Consider the following 18,287-nt stretch of genomic DNA (forward strand, 5'->3'; position numbering starts at 1 on the left):
TTAGAACTCAATCTGTACGAGTGCCCACACAGATGATTGCTTTATATTGTTAAAGAACGTTTTGAGTCGCTTTAGCGTCTCAAGGGATGCGAATAATACACCCTTTATTTTTCGAGTCAACACTTTGTTTTAAACTTTCTTTCGACAATTTAAAACCGAAGTTTTATTTAACTCTCTGAGTAGTTCGTACCTCGCTATGCGTTGGCGTTTCCTGTCTCAGTGGGGTCGCATTATAGGGAGATTCGAGCGGGGGTCAATGTTTTATTTCAGCTTTTTGACAATTAAATGAATTTAGTATGAAAGCTATACAAATAAAGGGCTACAGGATATTTTTAGTTTAAAAAACACGCACTATATATGTATCTATTGATGATGTATTAGTAAGGTTTAAACTAAGCTGTATGTTAAACAAACAACACACAGCTTTATTTTAAATTAAAGGTTTATTTAGATGCTATTTCCCATACGGCAATGGAGCCTGATATTTCATTTCCAACGATTAAGAGTGGGTTTCCTGTCGCACTTTGCTCTGCTGGAACGAATACCATTCCTTCAGGCGCTAAATCGCCTGTAATATTCGCACCTTTAATTAAGCCTCTATTATAGAAGTAGTCTTCAAACTGCACATTATATGGATTGGTAATATCATAAACCATAATCCCACCCATACGCTCAAGCCCTATAAAAGCAAATGTACGATCGTCAATTTTACCAATAGTCAGCGCTTCAGGCTCTGCGCCTTTATCATCTGAACGTGAATCACCTTTGTTTTCATCTTCATTGTTGTTAAATCCTTCACCATGCACAGACGCTGTTATACGTTCTATATCATCACTTGAATCAAAAACCACCAGCCCATTGCTATCCCAAATGGTAAACGAACGTGCACCATAAGCATAAAGCGATTCGTATTGGCCATCGTTATTAGTATCGCCTTTTATTGTTGTTACTTTTAAGCGACCAATATCATCATCGTCATTATTTAAGTAATCAAAATTAGCAGCAAGCGTTAAGTCTTCAACGCGGCTTTCATCTATATAAGCTAAGCAGCCATCGTCTTTATCGTAATCAAGTCCGCCCTTTGCTATACAGTCTGCTTCATCCGTTGTATTAAAAAAGTATTCTCTTGCGTCACCTTCGTTGGCAGTGACTATAAAGTTAGCGCCTTTCCAACTAAAGCTTGAGATAGTATCGGGCTGGTACATACCATAGAGCCCTGGGTATGATTTTAAATTAACACCGCCATCTTTATCTGAGGCATCAAGTTGTAAGCTTGACCAATCTTTAAAACCTAGGCCCTTTAGCTCAAGGCTGTTGTCTTGTAGGTTAACTATTGCAAGTGCATTGTTTTCTTGAATAGATACATAAGCGTATTTGTTATCTTTAGAAATGCTAACGTACTCGGGTTCTAAATCCATAGCTACGGTGGTATTTATTAGATTACCGTTAATAGTACGACCATTGGGGTTTGCAAAAACTACCCCTTGTGCTTCTAGTTCGGTTTGTTTGTTGTTATAGGCTTTAAAATCAATATTTATTGCCGTATCGGCTATTACATTATTTGTTATATCGATAATACTAATAGAACCTTCAGGATCTACGCTGTAGTCGCCACTTGGTTCACCTTCGTTAGCAACCACTGCCTTTGCGCCATCATGGGTGAACGTCACCATGTCTGGTAAAAATCCGACTGTAACATTTTTAATAAATACAGGTGAGTCGCCGCTTATATCGTAAAAAGCAATTTGACCTGCATCACCCGTGCTTTTAGCAGCCATTGCGACCGCTAGTAAATTATTATTTTCATCAATAGCAATGCTGTTTGCATCGCCTTGGGTATGCTCGTTTAAAGACAACGTAATAACGGACGTTAAATTTGTGGCGCTGATAACCCCTTCGTTATCTTTAACGAGTGCGGCAGTATCAAAGGTGTCGGCGGGTAAAATATTAATAACAGCGTCATCGCCTGAACTGTTAATAGCGTAAATCCATTTTTTAGATGCTTGGTAAGCAACTATTTCAGCGGCACCTTCTGGACTTTGTGCATTTAATACTCCTCTTCCTACGAGGCTGATATTTAATACTGAATTAGCATTTACACCATTTATCCCATTAATGCCATTTGCGCCTTGTTCTCCCTGTAATCCTTGAGAGCCGTTTTGGCCATCGTCACCATCAAGTGAGCAACCAGTAAGAACAGATATAAGTGACAGCGTAATAATTGATTTTTTAAACATGTGATTTTCCTTAGTATTGTATTTGCTAAATATCAACACACAGGCATGACAAGATTATGGCAATTTTATTTTGATTAGCTTTCGGCAATAAAAAAGCGAGTATATAACTCGCTTGAAGCTAAGGAGTACTTATTGCCCATGAAAGCAGGCTTGTAGCTAAAACCTATTAATATACTCATTACGCTTTTTTCGAGCTTCTTTTATAAACTCTTTTAGCTCATCAACAGAAGGCTCAATACCTTGTTGGTTTTTTTGCTCGAACCAATCGGCTATATCATTGATTATGACAGAGCCATCTTGTAAGCATAACTCATCGTTTTTTAGCCAAACATCAGGCGCTCGAAGTGAGGATCCTGTATACCAACTACAATAAGTGTAACCTTTGCTTTTTAAATTAGACTCTATGACAAGATTCGTCGGGATTGATAGAATTAATAAAACAATTAAACCTACAATTGCACTTTTAAATGCATTAGTTAAAGTTAACTTTATATCAAACCCCAAAAAACGCTGTAAAGTCGATAAAACGTTAGAAATAGGCAAGGTAATAATAAAAAAGATAATAGTATGGTGGCTTGCTCTTTGATAAAAAATTGAGGCTGACTAACTAAAAATATAGTTTCCACTTCGGAAAAAAAGTTTAAGGCTATTTTGTAGCACAGCCCTCCACTAACAATTAACAAGAAAAAAACAGATGCTAATTCTTTCACATTTGCAAGAGATAACTTTTTATCTGCTTTTTTCCATTCTAAAAACTTCACAAGTTATAAGACCTAGTTTTTTTAAACATAGGAACTCCAAAGGTTTCATGTAAAAATTCATTTGGATTTTCTTTATATTCGCTATTAACTTTTTGCGCTCCAGCCTTAATTTTAATTACACCACTCTGTATCTTATTTTCAATATTTCTTAACTCATCAGAAAGTAGTTTTACATAATCACTGGTATCCGAAAATGCAATTGAAAAAGCCACCCCAACGATTACAACAACCAACAAGGGCATTAATACTGTAGCAGCAATTATTGTTGCTAAACCAGCTGCCGATGCGACACCTAATATTGTACTAGTAGTCACAATAGCAGCTCCAACTACAGCCATATCTACGGCTACACCTGCCACTAAGTCATGCCATGTTTTTTGATCGTTTAAAAGATAGTCTGTAGCATGAAATGTCACTGAAATTACTAGAGTGAGTACAAACTCACCCTTTATGGCTTTTACAGCTTCTAATTTACCGACACCGATAGTAAAAAGTTTGGGGTTACTTGCTAAATAACGAGTACCCGTTAAATGAGCTCTGATACCAGGGTAAGAAGACATTATAATAGCGGGGGAACCATTATAAACTTTAATTTTAAACTTACCGAAAACATTACCTTGGCGCTGCATTGCAGCCGCTATAATGGCTAATGCCTTCATATCATCAAATAAAGGGTATAACCCACCTCCTGTCTTTAATAGATCGTTAATTCGTTTCCATTTACCTGATAGAAGACTTTTAATTTGATTTTGACGTTGCCTTTCGGCAATAGCACAGCGAGCATATGCTGATATAAGAGTTCCTTGAGTGTATTTTTTAATCCGTTAACCATTCGTTTAAATAACAGCCAAAATATAAACAATAAAAAAGCGAGTATATAACTCGCTTTAAAAAGGTGTTTGCTTATTATTTTTTAACTGGGCGTTTCCAACCCGTTAAATTACGCTGTTTAGAGCGTGCTATTGCTAATTGGTCATCTTCAACGGTACTGGTGATCACAGAGCCTGCACCAATTGTTGCAGTTGCGCCTATATTTACTGGGGCAACGAGTGATGAATTAGAGCCAATAAAAGCATTATCGCCAATAATAGTTTTTGATTTATTAACACCATCGTAGTTGCAGGTAATAGTACCAGCGCCAATATTCACTTTTTCGCCAATTTCAGCATCACCTAAATAACTTAAGTGGTTGGCTTTTGAGCCTTTGCCTAAACGGGTTTTTTTCATCTCAACAAAGTTACCAATGTGTGAGTCTTCTTCCATAACAGCGCCAGGGCGAAGGCGAGCATAAGGGCCTAGCGTACATTTAGCAGCTACGCTTGCATCTTCAATTAAGGTATTAGCCTTTATTACCACGTTATCGCCTATGGTACAGTTTTTAAGTACACAGTTAGGGCCAATTTGTACATTGTTCCCAAGGGTTACATCACCTTCAAAGATAACGTTTATATCAACTAATACGTCTTCGCCTGTTTTAACATTTCCACGCACATCTATACGGGCAGGGTCGGCAAGTGTTGCGCCATTTAACATTAACTCTTCTGCTTGCCATGCTTGGTAAGCACGCTCTAAGCCTGCAAGTTGTACGCGGTTATTTGCGCCTTCAACTTCCATTGCATGATCTGGTTGCGCTGAAGTGATCTCTACGCCTTCACTGTGAGCCATTGCAACGATATCTGTTAAGTAGTACTCGCCTTGTGCATTATTGTTAGATAAGTTACCTAACCATGTTTTTAATAGCTTACCGTTAACAGCCATAATGCCTGTATTTACTTCGTTAATAAGTAACTGCTCTGAGCTTGCATCTTTTTGCTCAACAATACCGACTAACTTACCACCGACACGAAGCATGCGACCATAGCCATTTGGGTTTACCAAATTTACCGTTAATACCGCTAAACCATTTTTAGGTGTTGCAGCTAATAAACGCTCTAGAGTTGATTGTTTTGTTAGCGGTACATCGCCGTATAAAATCAATACTGTGTCTTCATCGTTAATATGAGAGTTGGCTTGCGCGACTGCGTGGCCAGTACCAAGTTGCTCTGCTTGAAGTACCCAATTTACATCGTTATCGGCAAGTTGCTGTTGTAATAGTTCGCCGCCGTGTCCGTAAACTAAGTTTGTAGTCGTTGCACCTAATGCCATCGCATTATCAATAACGTGCTGTACCATTGGTTTACCTGCAACATTGTGCAAAACTTTAGGTAGAGCAGAGCGCATACGAGTACCTTTACCCGCAGCAAGAATAACAGTTGTTAGAGCCATTAAAACAATTTCCTTTTTCCGTTGTTTTAGCTAAATAAGTATTATGTATGATCAGAAGATTACGTAAATCACTTCTTGTGCAGATACTCAGTAGGTTAGTTTATTCGTACTGAATCTTGACTGAAAAACACACTTAATTGGATGACGTTATTGTAGCGAGGATTGGTGAAGGATATAAGTGATAAAGCACAGATAATAGTCTGATAGACCTGTTATTTAACAATTATAAATAAGCGATACACCATGTTTAAATTACAGACACAAAAAAGCCCACATAAAGTGGGCTTTTCAAAACCGGATAGGCTTACTTGTGACGTAATTGCTGAATTACGCGTAACTGAGCAACTGCTTCTGCCAGTCGCGTAGCCGCTTGTTGATAATCAAACTCAACAGCTGACGAATTCGCCATATGTTCTTCAGCTTCACGTTTAGCTTTTTGTACAGAATCTTCATCTAAATCTTCACCACGAACCGCAGTATCTGCAAGAATCGTGATGTGATTTGGTTGAACTTCTAATGTACCGCCAGCAACATATAACACATCTTCGTGACCATATTGCTTAACTAAACGTACCATACCAGGTTTAAGGGCAGTTAGTAGTGGAGCATGACCTAGGTTTACACCCAGCTCGCCTTCACTACCAGATACTTGAATCGATTCAACAAGACCAGAGAACAAGCTCTGCTCTGCGCTTACTACGTCAAGATGTACAGTCATAGCTGTCATACTACCCTCCTAGTTACATGCCTTTGGCTTTTTCTTGGGCTTCTTCGATAGAGCCAACCATGTAAAACGCTTGCTCTGGAAGCTCATCAAACTCGCCGTTTAAAATGCCTTTGAAGCCAGCAATTGTATCTTTCAATGATACGTATTTACCTGACGCGCCTGTAAACACCTCTGCCACGAAGAATGGCTGAGATAGGAAACGTTGGATTTTACGTGCACGAGATACAAGTTGCTTATCTTCGTCAGAAAGCTCGTCCATACCTAGGATTGCAATGATGTCTTTAAGTTCTTTGTAACGCTGAAGAACTGTTTGAACGCCACGTGCTGTATCGTAGTGCTCTTGACCAATTACTTGTGGGTCAAGTTGACGTGAAGATGAATCAAGTGGGTCTACCGCTGGGTAGATACCAAGTGATGCGATATCACGTGAAAGTACTACTGTTGCGTCTAAGTGAGCAAAGGTAGTTGCTGGAGATGGATCTGTTAAATCATCCGCAGGTACGTATACCGCTTGGATTGATGTAATTGAACCAGTCTTAGTTGAAGCGATACGCTCTTGAAGCACACCCATTTCTTCAGCAAGTGTAGGCTGGTAACCTACCGCTGATGGCATACGACCAAGAAGTGCAGATACTTCTGTACCAGCAAGTGTATAACGGTAGATATTATCTACGAAGAAAAGTACATCGCGACCTTCATCACGGAACTTTTCAGCCATAGTAAGGCCTGTTAACGCTACGCGTAAACGGTTACCTGGAGGCTCGTTCATCTGACCGTATACAAGCGATACTTTATCAAGTACGTTTGAATCGTTCATCTCATGGTAGAAATCGTTACCCTCACGTGTACGCTCACCAACACCTGCGAATACTGAGTAGCCGCTGTGCTCGATTGCGATGTTACGGATAAGTTCCATCATGTTTACAGTTTTACCAACACCGGCACCACCGAATAAACCAACTTTACCACCTTTAGCAAATGGACATACAAGGTCGATAACCTTGATACCAGTTTCTAAAAGCTCAACTGAACTTGATTGCTCTTCGTATGAAGGCGCTGCACGGTGAATAGACATACGGTCTTCTTCGCCGATTGGACCCGCTTCATCGATTGGCTCACCAAGTACGTTCATGATACGACCAAGTGTTGCTTTACCAACTGGAACTTGAATCGATTCACCTGTATTCATAACTAAAGCACTACGACGTAAACCATCAGTAGTACCCATAGCGATAGTACGCACTACACCGCCACCTAGCTGTTGTTGAACTTCTAAAGTCAAACCAGCTAAATCGCCATCTGTTACTCTTAGTGCGTGGTATACCGCTGGCACGCTATCTTGTGGAAATTCAATATCCACAACGGCGCCGATAATTTGGACGACCTTACCTAAACTCATGTCTATTCCTCTCGTTAATCTTTACCTGAAGCATTAAACTGCTGCTGAGCCAGAACAAATCTCACTAATTTCTTGTGTGATTGCTGCTTGGCGAGCCTTGTTATAAACAAGCTGTAGCTCGTCCATAAGGTCACCTGCGTTATCAGTTGCAGCTTTCATTGCAACCATACGAGCAGCCTGTTCTGAGGCAGCATTTTCTACCACACCTTGGTATGCTTGAGACTCAATAAAGCGTACTAACAAAGACTCTAAAATAGCCTCTGGGTTTGGCTCGTATAAGTAATCCCATGTGTGAGCAGATACTTCTTCTTCAGCTTTTGGCAAAGGGAGTAACTGATCTATAATTGGCTCTTGCTTCATGGTATTAACGAATTTGTTATATACCAAGAATAAACGGTCTATTTTGCCTTCAGAAAATGCATCAAGCATAATTTTTACAGGACCAATAACGTCTTGTACTGAAGGTTTATCTCCTAGGCCCGCTTTTTTAGCGAGTAGTTGACCACCAAAACGTTGAAAGAAGCCTGCTGCCTTACTACCTAAAGTAGCAAATTCAGCATCAACACCTTTCTCTTTCCACGCTTTAACATCAAGTGCAACTTTCTTAAACTCGTTTGAGTTTAAACCGCCACACAGACCACGGTCTGTAGAGATAACAATATAACCAACTCGTTTCACTTCACGTTCTTTTAAGAACGGGTGAGTAAAATCAAGATTTGCTTGAGCAACACGACCAATTACTTCACGTAATTTATTAGCGTATGGACGGCTTGAAGCAACGCGTTCTTGCGCCCTTTTCATTTTAGACGCAGCAACCATTTCCATTGCGCTAGTGATCTTTTGAGTATTTTTAATACTCCCGATCTTGCTTTTAATCTCTTTTCCGCTGGCCATGACTCTCTCTCCGAATCAAGGTGTGCTTTAGTTTCCTAAAGCGCACCATTAATAACTAAATTACCAAGTTTGCGTAGACTTGAACTTCGTAAGAAGTTCTTTAAGCTGCGCTTCGATCTCGGCATTCAAGTTACCAGTTTCATTGATTTGAGCCACAAGCTCTGCGTATGTGCTAGTTGCATACGAAAGTAAAGCTGCTTCAAAGTCACCGATTTTCGAAATTTCGATGTCTTGAAGGAAGCCTTTTTCAGCAGCAAATAACGACAAAGACATTTCAGCAACAGACATTGGCGCGTACTGTTTCTGCTTCATTAGCTCTGTTACACGCTCACCATGCTCAAGTTGAGCACGAGTAGCATCATCAAGGTCAGACGCGAACTGCGAGAACGCAGCTAATTCACGGTACTGAGCTAGGGCTAGACGAATACCGCCACCTAGTTTCTTAACGATTTTAGTTTGTGCAGCACCACCAACACGCGATACCGAGATACCAGCATTTACTGCCGGACGGATACCTGAGTTGAATAAGTCAGTTTCTAAGAAGATCTGACCATCGGTGATAGAGATAACGTTAGTCGGTACGAACGCAGAAACGTCGCCGCCTTGAGTTTCAATGATTGGCAATGCCGTCAATGAACCAGTTTTACCTTTCACTTCACCATTAGTGAACTTTTCAACGTAATCTGCGTTTACACGCGATGCACGCTCTAAAAGACGAGAGTGAAGGTAGAATACGTCACCTGGGTATGCTTCACGGCCTGGTGGACGCTTAAGTAGTAATGAAATTTGACGGTAAGCAACTGCTTGCTTAGACAAATCATCATATACGATTAATGCGTTTTCACCACGGTCACGGAAGTATTCACCCATAGTACAGCCCGCGAACGGTGCTAAGTACTGAAGTGCCGCAGATTCAGAAGCAGATGCAACAACTACGATAGTATTTGCTAATGCACCATGCTCTTCTAATTTACGAACTACGTTTGCAATAGTAGATGCTTTTTGACCAATCGCAACGTACACACACTTAACGCCTGTGTCTTTTTGATTGATGATTGCATCGATTGCTAGTGCAGTTTTACCTGTTTGACGGTCACCGATGATAAGTTCACGTTGACCACGACCAACTGGAATCATCGCATCGATAGATTTATAACCAGTTTGAACTGGCTCATCTACTGATTTACGCTCGATTACACCTGGTGCAATTTTTTCTACAGGTTCAAACCCGTCGTTATCTAAAGCGCCTTTACCATCGATTGGAGCACCTAGTGTGTTTACAACACGACCAAGTAGACCAGGACCAACAGGAACTTCTAAAATACGACCAGTTGTATATACTTTTACGCCTTCAGTAAGGTCAGCGTACGGACCCATTACTACTGCACCAATTGAGTCGCGCTCAAGGTTTAGTGCTATAGCATAACGGCTGCCAGGAAGCTCAATCATTTCACCTTGCATACAGTCAGCAAGACCGTGGATGCGGATGATACCGTCAGTAACAGATACAATAGTACCTTCGTTACGAGCTTCACTTACAACTTCGAACTTCTCAATACGTTGTTTGATCAGATCTGAAATTTCAGTGGAATTAAGTTGCATGCTCTTTTTCCCAATTACGATTGTAGTGTTGTAGCTAAGCGGCTTAATTTACCGCGAATAGTACCGTCGATTACAGTGTCGCCAGACCTAATAATAAGTCCACCAACCACTGACGCGTCTTCACTACAATTCAGCTTAACTTTGCGTGCGAAACGTTTTTCAAGTGCCGCTACCAATGACTCTTGTTGCGCAGCAACAAGAGGAGTTGCAGAAATCACATCTACTTCGATTTCTTTATCGTATTCTGCTTTAAATTCAGCAAATAACTCAGCAACGTCAGGTAGAGCTGTCAAACGTCCATTTTCAGCCATCACCTTAACTAGGTTCTGACCTTGTTCGTTGAGCTGCTCAGCACAAAGTTGAATAAATAATTCAGCTTGTGCAGTAGCTGTAGGCATACCTGCTAAAGCAGATGATGCTTGTTCATTGCTGGCTACGTGGCCTGCAAAGAACAACATATCATTCCAGCTTTCTAGAGTGCCTTTCTCAACGGCAAGTTCAAAAGCCGCTTTAGCGTATGGGCGAGCGATAGTAGTCAAATTAGACATGCTCATACCCTCCTAATTACAGCTCAGCGACAAGTTTTTCAACGATGTCACTATGTGCGGCTTGATTAATTTCACGCTCTAAAATACGTTCTGCACCAATCACTGCCAGAGTTGCTACTTGCTTACGTAGCTCTTCTGTTATGCGATTACGTTCAGACTCAACTTCAGAGTGCCCTTGAGCAATGATACTTTCACGCTCTTGCTGACCACGAAGTGTTTCTTCGTCAACAATTAGCACTGCACGCTTTTTAGCTTGATCAATGATATCAGCCGCTTGAGCTTTTGCATCTTTAAGCTGTTCAGCAGCTTTCTTTTGCGCAAGTTCTAAGTCTTTTTCGGCTCTATCAGAGGCAGCTAAACCATCTTCGATTTTTTTCTGGCGAGCTTCAATTGCACCGTTTAGTGGTGGCCATACGTATTTCATACAAAATAATACGAACACCGTAAACGCAATCAATTCACCGATAAGAGTGGCGTTTAAATTCACAACCGCTCCTCCTTAAATAGTAAGCTGTTCAAAAAATAAAATTAAAGTACGAACAACAATACCATAGCGATACCAACACCAATCATTGCTACAGCATCGATTAGACCAGCAAGAATAAACATCTTAACTTGTAGCGAAGGTGCAAGCTCAGGTTGACGCGCACATGCTTCAAGGAATTTACCGCCCATGTTACCAAAACCGATTGCAGTGCCGATTGCACCAAAACCGATTAGTAAAGCTACTGCGATGTATTTTAAGCCGTTTAATAATTCTAAAGCTTCCATTTATTTCTCCAAAGTTTCAATTGTAAAGTTAAAAGTAAAAGTAAAATTGTAAATATAAAATTAGTGATTATCTGAGCTAGCCATGCTTAGGTATACGATTGTTAGCATCATAAATACGAATGCTTGCAATACAATTACTAAGATGTGGAATACAGCCCAAACAAAATGCAATGGTAATTGCATAAATCCGATAGCGCCGATCAAGATGAAAATCAATTCACCTGCATATAAGTTACCAAACAGACGTAGCGCTAATGAAAACGGTTTAGAAACCAGCGCAATCAGTTCAAGTAATAAGTTAAACGGGATTAAAAGGATTTGTAGTGCAGTATTATTTGAACTAAACGGGTGAAGTGTTAGTTCTTTAATAAAACCACCGATTCCTTTTATTTTAATTGAGTAGCCTATCATTAAAATAAATACACCCAGCGCTAGCGCTGCAGTCATATTAATGTCAGTCGTTGGTACAATTTTCATGTACACATCGTGTGAATCCATACCAAACGCAGTTTCACCAACAAAACCAGCCAATGCAGGTAAAAAGTCAACCGGTATTAAATCCATTAAGTTCATTAAAAATATCCAAACGAATATTGTTAATGCTAATGGTGCAATAAGCTTGCTTTTACCATGGAAAGTATCACGTACGTTGTCACCAACAAACTCTACTACCATTTCAATGAAACATTGAAATTTTCCAGGTACACCTAGTGTTGATTTTTTAGCGGCACTACGAAAGATCCATAAAAATATAAGACCTAAACCGATAGACCATGCGAGGGTATCTATATGCCATGTCCAGAAACCACTATCCGTACATGCTTTATTGAAGGCGAGACCTGTATCGGTCGAACACATCTTAGCATTGGTCAAATGGTGCTGGATATGGCCAGATAGAGTAACTTCTTCTGCTGCCATGTTATATCCCAAAGTTAATGTTTAAAAAAAACGGGTGCGAACAATCCAGTAAAGAGCGCCAGTATATAAGTACTAAAAAAGGGTAATAAAATTACCGGAAAATGCTTCAGTACTAGCGCAAACAATACAATTGTTAGCATAAATTTTAATCCGTTGCCGCGTTTCAACGAGGCATACGCTTGATTTGCTCGACTTGCACCCATATGTCTGAATGCATAAAGACCAAATACAAAGTGCGGAAGTACTGCGACAACTCCACCAGCGAGTGATGAAAGCGCGGCATTGACTCCCGAACTAAAACAAATAATTACAGCAGCAACTAATGCTACAACACCCTGAAGGCAAATTAACTTTAATACGGCAAGTCGATATGGACTCGCTAACTTATCAGTCACGTTTAGTTAACCTTTATTGCGTTCTAATTGTTAGGGTGTGAAAACTGGCGAAATTATACTTAATCCTGCCAGTTTTGCAACTTGAGTAGACGCTTTGTAACACGAAATAGCTACAAATGTCCCTTTTTAGACATGTAGAAAACTAATGGTGGGTATTGTCTTGATTAATGCGATTTAAAATGCCGTCAAGTTCGTCCAAATTAGTATAAGAAATAACAAGCTTACCTTTGCCTTTTTTGTTGTAATTTATTTCTACTTTGGCACCTAGGTTTTCAGCGAGTTGTTGCTCTAACTGTTTAACATCTGGATCTTTTTCAGCTATTTCTTTAGCTGGCACTGGTTCTAAAATTGAACGAACTAACTTCTCGGTTTCACGAACGGTTAGTGCTTTAGCGACAGCTAAACGAGCAGCATCTGATTGTGCTTCTCCCTCAAGGGCTAATAAACAACGAGCGTGCCCCATTTCAATGTCGCCATGTTCTAACAGAATTTTTACATCACTGTTTAAATTATTTAAACGAAGTAAGTTAGTTACTGTAGTACGTGATTTACCAACTGCATCTGCTACTTGTTGATGTGTTAGTTCAAACTCATTAAGTAAGCGATTTAACGCAACCGCTTCTTCCATGGCATTTAAGTCTTCACGCTGAATATTTTCTATTAGCGCAATAGCAACTGCAGCTTCATCTGGTACGTCTTTTATAATACAAGGTACTGTTTCAAGCTTAGCTATTTGCGCTGCACGCCAACGACGCTCACCAGCGATAATTTCAAAACTATTTTGTGCAATAGGGCGCACGACTATAGGTTGAATAATACCTTGTGAGCGAATAGAACTAGCAAGCTCTTCTAGTGCCTCTTCGGACATGTCTTTACGAGGTTGATATTTACCAGAGTGTAAAAACTCGATTGGGAGTTTTTGTAATTCACTGTTAGTTGGCTCAGCCGCATTTTTTACAGCTTCAGTCACGTTTGATGTGTCTTGTTCCTTGCTTACGCTTGGTGCAGGCTTTGACGAACTTAAAAGTGCATCGAGTCCTCGGCCTAAACCTCGTTTTTTAGCAGACATGTTATTTTTTTACCTCAAAGTTAGGCGACAACGGACGCTGTTTTTTCTTTTCTACGTAACATTTCACCAGCGAGTGCTAAATATGCTTTAGCGCCACTTGATGCCCGGTCATAATACATAGCAGGTGTACCAAAACTAGGTGCCTCTGCTAAACGAACATTACGCGGGATCACCGTACGGTATACTTTGTCGCCAAAATGTTGTTTTAATTGTTCTGATACGTCATTCGCTAAACGGTTACGCGGATCATACATAGTACGAAGTATGCCTTCAATTTGTAAGCTAGGGTTTACTAACTTAGCAAGCTGCGTAATCGTATCCATTAATGCGGTTAACCCTTCAAGTGCATAATACTCACACTGCATTGGCACTAAAATAGAATCAGCTGCGGCCATTGCGTTAACAGTTAACATATTTAAAGAGGGTGGACAGTCGATAAAAATAAATTCGTACTGATCCTGAATTTTTTCAAGTGCGTTACGTAAACGCACTTCACGGGCAAATAATTCCATAAGTTTAACTTCTGCAGCGGTTACATCACCGTTTGCAGCAATCATATGGTATTCGCCAGACGTTTCTTTGATAATAACGTCTTCTATAGGTTTATCTTCAATTAGTAAGTCGTAAATAGTTGGTACGTCGCCGTACTTATCTACGCCACTTCCCATAGTCGCATTGCCTTGCGGATCGAGATCAATTAACAGCACTTTACGTTTCGTTGCAGCCATAGACGCAGCGAGGTTAACAGCGGTTGTAGTTTTACCCACTCCACCTTTTTGATTTGCTAATGCGATGACTTTTGCCACGGTGTCTCTGATCCCTAGTCTTTAGAAAGAATAATTAAATGTCGTTGTGCATCTAACTTAGGTACTTCTAATGCAATTTTTTGCTCAAACTTAACGCCAGTAGGTAATGACTCTAGCTCTTCACTAGGGAACACACCTTTAAGCGCTATAAATTTACCCGAATGATCAATTAAGTGCGAACACCAGTCAACCATATCTTGTAATGAAGCAAATGCACGACTGAGTACGCCATCTAATTTAACACTTGGCTGATATTCTTCAACTCTTGACTGAACAGGTGTTACGTTATCAAGGCCAAGCTCATGTTTAACATGCATTAAAAAGCGAACGCGTTTACCTAGACTATCTAATAACACAAATTGTGTTTTAGGTAATGCAATCGCTAATACAATGCCCGGAAGGCCAGGCCCTGTGCCAACATCAATATAATGATGACCGGGTAAGTGAGGTGCAACAACTAAACTATCCATAATATGCTTAATCATCATTTCTTCAGGTAAGCGTACCGAAGTTAAATTATAAGCTTTATTCCACTTATCTAATAACTCGACGTAACGAACTAGCTGTTGCTGTTGTTTTTGTGTTAGCGCAATATCAGTTTGCGCTAACAATGTAGTTAATTGTTGCTGTAACACTATGTACCCTTATCGTTACGCAGATTTGCGTAATAAGCCTTGCTTCTTCAGATACACTAATAATAGCGAAATCGCCGCTGGGGTGATACCAGAAATACGCGATGCTTGGCCAATAGTGTCTGGACGTGACTCAATAAGCTTAGCAACAACCTCATTTGATAAACCTGATACAGTTTTGTAATCAAACTCTTTTGGTAAAATTGTTTGCTCATGACGAAGCTGCTTATTGATCTCATCTTGTTGACGCGCAATATAGCCTGCGTACTTAGTATGGATCTCAACTTGTTCAAGTGCTGCTACGTTTGTAAATTCAGATCCTAAACCGTCAATAGCCATAAGATCGTTATAACGAATCTCTGGACGACGAAGTAATTCTTCTAAACTTGCTTCACGAGTTAATGGTGTTTTTAGTAATGCATTTACTTGATCAACAACGACGTGATCTTTATGAATCCACGTATCTTTAATGCGTTGTTTTTCTTTTTCGATTACTTCCATTTTTTCGTTAAATGCCTGCCAACGTTCGTCATTAACTAAACCCAGCTCACGACCTTTTTCAGTTAAGCGAATATCTGCATTATCTTCACGAAGTAGTAAACGGTATTCGGCACGGCTAGTAAACATGCGGTACGGTTCTTTCGTACCCAGTGTTGCTAAGTCGTCAATTAATACACCGACGTAAGCTTCATCGCGACGTGGTGTCCAAGAATCTTTACCTTGCACTTTTAACGCAGCATTCATACCTGCAATTAAGCCTTGTGCACCCGCTTCTTCATAACCGGTAGTGCCGTTTATTTGACCCGCGAAAAATAAGCCTTCGATAAATTTTGTTTCTAAAGACTGTTTTAAATCGCGTGGATCAAAGTAGTCATATTCTATTGCATAACCTGGTCGACAAATATGTGCATTTTCAAAACCAGAAATAGATTGCACAATCTCAAGTTGTACATCAAACGGTAAACTAGTAGAAATACCATTTGGATATAATTCGTATGATGTTAAGCCTTCAGGTTCAACAAATATTTGGTGCTTATCTTTATCTGCAAAACGTACAATTTTATCTTCAATTGATGGGCAGTAACGTGGACCAATACCTTCAATAACACCTGAGTACATAGGTGAGCGATGTAGGTTTTTACGAATAACATCATGTGTTTTTTCGTTGGTGTAAGTGATGTAACACGGTATTTGTTGTGGGTGATCTGATTGTTTACCCATAAATGAAAATACAGGTGTTGGCATATCACCAGGCTGTGCTTCCATTTTTGTAAAATCAACAGTACGTGCATCAATACGTGGCGGAGTACCTGTTTTTAAGCGATCCACTCTAAAAGGGTGTTCGCGTAAACGTTCAGCCAATGCAATTGATGGTGGATCACCAGCACGACCGCCTTTGTAATTTTCTAAACCAATGTGTATTTGGCCGCCTAAAAAGGTACCCACGGTTAAAACAACACTTGGAGCACTAAAACGTAAACCCATTTGAGTTACTACGCCAGTAACACGATCGTTTTCAACAATAAGATCATCACATGATTGTTGAAAAATCTTAAGGTTATCTTGATTTTGTAATGTTGTTTGAATAGCTGCTTTGTACAAAGCGCGATCTGCTTGTGCTCGAGTTGCACGAACTGCAGGTCCTTTTGAAGAGTTTAGTGTGCGAAATTGGATCCCGCCTTTGTCAATGGCCTGTGCCATTGCACCGCCAAGCGCATCAATTTCTTTTACCAAATGACCTTTGCCAATCCCACCAATCGCTGGGTTACAAGACATTTGACCAAGGGTATCCATATTGTGAGTCAGTAGCAGGGTATTCATCCCCATACGGGCAGCTGCTAATGCGGCTTCAGTGCCAGCATGTCCACCACCTACTACGATAACGTCAAAATTTTCGTGAAAAATCATTAATGGGATCCTACTTAAATCAAACCGGTAAACTTCAAAAGGGAGCGTATTCTACCTAGAAATTGGCAGAAGATAAATGATTAAACAAAGAGCAAGATCTAAGTATGTGATCTCTAATAATATAAAGGATCTTTTAAAGAGATCTTTTATTACTATTACTACTACTGATCAGCTTTTCTGTTGATAAGGTTTAGATCTTCATTTAAAACATGAAATTAGATCAGATCTAAAGGTGTTAATATGATCGGATCATCCAGCAAATAAGCTCTGATCAAAAAGGCACCTTATGCACAGGGCTGAATCAGTTGGATCTTATCCCATGGATAAGCATGCTTTAAAAAGCAGTTTATTCAATCTTTATCCACAAAATCTATTAAATTATTAGTAAATTGTGGGTAACTTTATATATAACTTTTTACTTGATCTATCTATTTTAAGCCTGTTTTGGTTATCCAAGAGTCTAACCATGCTAATGCTGTGTCTTCTGGTAGTGCTTCATCGAGAATATTAAGCTCTAAGCGTTCTGCTACTTTTATAGCGCCTTTTTGAGATAATAAGGCATCTATATTACGTCCAGCTTGGTTATAAGTGTCATAACTGGTATCACCTAAAGCGATTACTGAGTATTTTAATTCTGATAAATCATTAGCTTGAGTCACATCTTCAACAAAGCTAATAAAGTTTTCAGGATAATCACCTGCGCCATAAGTAGATGTGCAAATTAACCAAATGGTATTTTGCTGAGCAATATCGCTAAATTCAGGTTGATCATGTAGTTGTGTAGTAATACCAAGGTTATTAAGCGCGTCGCTTAGTTGCTCTGCAACATACTCGGCTGATCCCATTTGGCTGCCAACAATAAGATTTACTGAACTCATGAATATTAGTGATCACATTGGTTTTAATTGCTGCCTATGATAACTGAGTGTGAGTAACAGTAAAGTTAAGAGTGCTTTTTTGTATAACTATTTTTGTGCTAATTTTACTCTTATTTTAAAGCGCCTCCTTAACTTATTGATATTATAAGGCTTAACAAAATATCTTTAAATGTAATCTTCTGATCAAGTTGTTGATAACAGTGGGGAAAGCTCTGTTTAAACACACCTTTTAGGTTGTTTAATAATCGCTAAGTTATTGATATTACCATTTAGTGAGAGACTTAATTGTAAATCTAGGCATAAAAAGCACAAGGTGATCATAATGTGGATATAAAGGTTGTTGATAACCTTAAATTTAGATCGAAAATAATTTTATTAAATGATCTAATTGGCCTGATCTAACGAAATTAATTAAAAATAAGCTTATAAACAGATAATTTTTAATAAAACATTAGGTTTTTCTCTGTGTGGTAGCTC

General features: G+C 39.5%; 19 protein-coding genes. All 19 read right to left on the reverse strand.

The annotated features are described in order from the left end of the window. Positions 1 to 443: 443 nt before the first annotated feature. The 19 genes from H5120_RS19135 to mioC all read right to left on the reverse strand — a co-directional run bounded on the left by H5120_RS19135 (position 444) and on the right by mioC (position 17,810). Positions 444 to 2,237 carry a choice-of-anchor I family protein gene (locus tag H5120_RS19135; protein WP_182675788.1) on the reverse strand — a complete coding sequence of 598 codons (1,794 nt, stop codon included), beginning with the start codon at positions 2,235 to 2,237 and terminating at the stop codon, positions 444 to 446. A 156-nt stretch (positions 2,238 to 2,393) separates the two neighbouring features. After that, on the reverse strand, positions 2,394 to 2,741 hold the full coding sequence (locus H5120_RS20145) for a hypothetical protein (RefSeq protein ID WP_220487137.1): 348 nt from the start codon (positions 2,739 to 2,741) through the stop codon (positions 2,394 to 2,396). After that, positions 2,726 to 2,998: a hypothetical protein gene (locus H5120_RS20150; RefSeq protein ID WP_220487138.1), complete on the reverse strand. Its 273-nt coding sequence runs from the start codon at positions 2,996 to 2,998 to the stop codon at positions 2,726 to 2,728. The genes H5120_RS20145 and H5120_RS20150 overlap by 16 nt, the downstream gene beginning before the upstream one ends. After that, positions 2,995 to 3,657: a hypothetical protein gene (locus tag H5120_RS19145; RefSeq protein ID WP_259397856.1), complete on the reverse strand. Its 663-nt coding sequence runs from the start codon at positions 3,655 to 3,657 to the stop codon at positions 2,995 to 2,997. Before H5120_RS19145 ends, H5120_RS20150 begins: the two co-directional genes overlap by 4 nt. Before the next feature lie 247 nt (positions 3,658 to 3,904). Next, positions 3,905 to 5,263, reverse strand: a complete 1,359-nt coding sequence (gene glmU / locus H5120_RS19150; protein WP_182675789.1) for a bifunctional UDP-N-acetylglucosamine diphosphorylase/glucosamine-1-phosphate N-acetyltransferase GlmU — start codon at positions 5,261 to 5,263, stop codon at positions 3,905 to 3,907. A 304-nt stretch (positions 5,264 to 5,567) separates the two neighbouring features. Then, on the reverse strand, positions 5,568 to 5,990 hold the full coding sequence (locus H5120_RS19155; protein WP_004335277.1) for a F0F1 ATP synthase subunit epsilon: 423 nt from the start codon (positions 5,988 to 5,990) through the stop codon (positions 5,568 to 5,570). A 13-nt stretch (positions 5,991 to 6,003) separates the two neighbouring features. Then, complete coding sequence (gene atpD, locus H5120_RS19160; RefSeq protein ID WP_004335274.1) at positions 6,004 to 7,389, reverse strand: F0F1 ATP synthase subunit beta; 1,386 nt, start codon at positions 7,387 to 7,389, stop codon at positions 6,004 to 6,006. Positions 7,390 to 7,422: 33 nt separating this feature from the next. After that, positions 7,423 to 8,283, reverse strand: a complete 861-nt coding sequence (gene atpG, locus H5120_RS19165; RefSeq protein WP_024597176.1) for a F0F1 ATP synthase subunit gamma — start codon at positions 8,281 to 8,283, stop codon at positions 7,423 to 7,425. Between the two features lie 60 nt (positions 8,284 to 8,343). Next, entirely contained in the window at positions 8,344 to 9,885 is a 1,542-nt protein-coding gene (gene atpA / locus H5120_RS19170) for a F0F1 ATP synthase subunit alpha (protein WP_024597177.1), read from the reverse strand. 14 nt (positions 9,886 to 9,899) lie between these two features. Then, complete coding sequence (atpH, locus tag H5120_RS19175; protein WP_004335267.1) at positions 9,900 to 10,433, reverse strand: F0F1 ATP synthase subunit delta; 534 nt, start codon at positions 10,431 to 10,433, stop codon at positions 9,900 to 9,902. A 16-nt stretch (positions 10,434 to 10,449) separates the two neighbouring features. Beyond that, a complete protein-coding gene (gene atpF / locus H5120_RS19180) occupies positions 10,450 to 10,920 on the reverse strand; it encodes a F0F1 ATP synthase subunit B (protein WP_004335264.1) in 471 nt (156 codons plus the stop codon). A gap of 41 nt (positions 10,921 to 10,961) precedes the next feature. Beyond that, entirely contained in the window at positions 10,962 to 11,204 is a 243-nt protein-coding gene (atpE, locus tag H5120_RS19185) for a F0F1 ATP synthase subunit C (RefSeq protein ID WP_008112128.1), read from the reverse strand. Between the two features lie 60 nt (positions 11,205 to 11,264). After that, positions 11,265 to 12,122: a F0F1 ATP synthase subunit A gene (gene atpB, locus H5120_RS19190; protein ID WP_024597178.1), complete on the reverse strand. Its 858-nt coding sequence runs from the start codon at positions 12,120 to 12,122 to the stop codon at positions 11,265 to 11,267. Between the two features lie 14 nt (positions 12,123 to 12,136). Then, complete coding sequence (locus H5120_RS19195; RefSeq protein WP_004335240.1) at positions 12,137 to 12,517, reverse strand: ATP synthase subunit I; 381 nt, start codon at positions 12,515 to 12,517, stop codon at positions 12,137 to 12,139. 142 nt (positions 12,518 to 12,659) lie between these two features. Continuing rightward, entirely contained in the window at positions 12,660 to 13,586 is a 927-nt protein-coding gene (locus H5120_RS19200; RefSeq protein WP_149594801.1) for a ParB/RepB/Spo0J family partition protein, read from the reverse strand. A 20-nt stretch (positions 13,587 to 13,606) separates the two neighbouring features. Beyond that, positions 13,607 to 14,392, reverse strand: coding sequence for a ParA family protein (locus H5120_RS19205; protein WP_004335235.1), 786 nt, complete (start codon positions 14,390 to 14,392; stop codon positions 13,607 to 13,609). 14 nt (positions 14,393 to 14,406) lie between these two features. Beyond that, complete coding sequence (gene rsmG, locus H5120_RS19210; RefSeq protein ID WP_182675790.1) at positions 14,407 to 15,027, reverse strand: 16S rRNA (guanine(527)-N(7))-methyltransferase RsmG; 621 nt, start codon at positions 15,025 to 15,027, stop codon at positions 14,407 to 14,409. A 15-nt stretch (positions 15,028 to 15,042) separates the two neighbouring features. Further along, positions 15,043 to 16,932, reverse strand: a complete 1,890-nt coding sequence (gene mnmG / locus H5120_RS19215; RefSeq protein WP_004335230.1) for a tRNA uridine-5-carboxymethylaminomethyl(34) synthesis enzyme MnmG — start codon at positions 16,930 to 16,932, stop codon at positions 15,043 to 15,045. A 428-nt stretch (positions 16,933 to 17,360) separates the two neighbouring features. After that, entirely contained in the window at positions 17,361 to 17,810 is a 450-nt protein-coding gene (gene mioC / locus H5120_RS19220) for an FMN-binding protein MioC (RefSeq protein ID WP_182675791.1), read from the reverse strand. Positions 17,811 to 18,287: the final 477 nt, after the last annotated feature.

The sequence above is a fragment of the Pseudoalteromonas sp. SR43-2 genome (assembly GCF_014163885.1).
GTDB classification, from domain to species: Bacteria; Pseudomonadota; Gammaproteobacteria; order Enterobacterales; family Alteromonadaceae; genus Pseudoalteromonas; species Pseudoalteromonas distincta.

Coding starts and splice junctions, on each gene's coding strand:
- atpA (WP_024597177.1), bottom strand. CDS start 9,885: ATGCAACTTAATTCCACTGAAATTTCAGATCTGATCAAACAACGTATT.
- H5120_RS19200 (WP_149594801.1), bottom strand. CDS start 13,586: ATGTCTGCTAAAAAACGAGGTTTAGGCCGAGGACTCGATGCACTTTTA.
- atpG (WP_024597176.1), bottom strand. CDS start 8,283: ATGGCCAGCGGAAAAGAGATTAAAAGCAAGATCGGGAGTATTAAAAAT.
- atpB (WP_024597178.1), bottom strand. CDS start 12,122: ATGGCAGCAGAAGAAGTTACTCTATCTGGCCATATCCAGCACCATTTG.
- H5120_RS19155 (WP_004335277.1), bottom strand. CDS start 5,990: ATGACAGCTATGACTGTACATCTTGACGTAGTAAGCGCAGAGCAGAGC.
- atpD (WP_004335274.1), bottom strand. CDS start 7,389: ATGAGTTTAGGTAAGGTCGTCCAAATTATCGGCGCCGTTGTGGATATT.
- H5120_RS19135 (WP_182675788.1), bottom strand. CDS start 2,237: ATGTTTAAAAAATCAATTATTACGCTGTCACTTATATCTGTTCTTACT.
- atpH (WP_004335267.1), bottom strand. CDS start 10,433: ATGTCTAATTTGACTACTATCGCTCGCCCATACGCTAAAGCGGCTTTT.
- mioC (WP_182675791.1), bottom strand. CDS start 17,810: ATGAGTTCAGTAAATCTTATTGTTGGCAGCCAAATGGGATCAGCCGAG.
- glmU (WP_182675789.1), bottom strand. CDS start 5,263: ATGGCTCTAACAACTGTTATTCTTGCTGCGGGTAAAGGTACTCGTATG.
- H5120_RS19145 (WP_259397856.1), bottom strand. CDS start 3,657: ATGAAGGCATTAGCCATTATAGCGGCTGCAATGCAGCGCCAAGGTAAT.
- atpE (WP_008112128.1), bottom strand. CDS start 11,204: ATGGAAGCTTTAGAATTATTAAACGGCTTAAAATACATCGCAGTAGCT.
- mnmG (WP_004335230.1), bottom strand. CDS start 16,932: ATGATTTTTCACGAAAATTTTGACGTTATCGTAGTAGGTGGTGGACAT.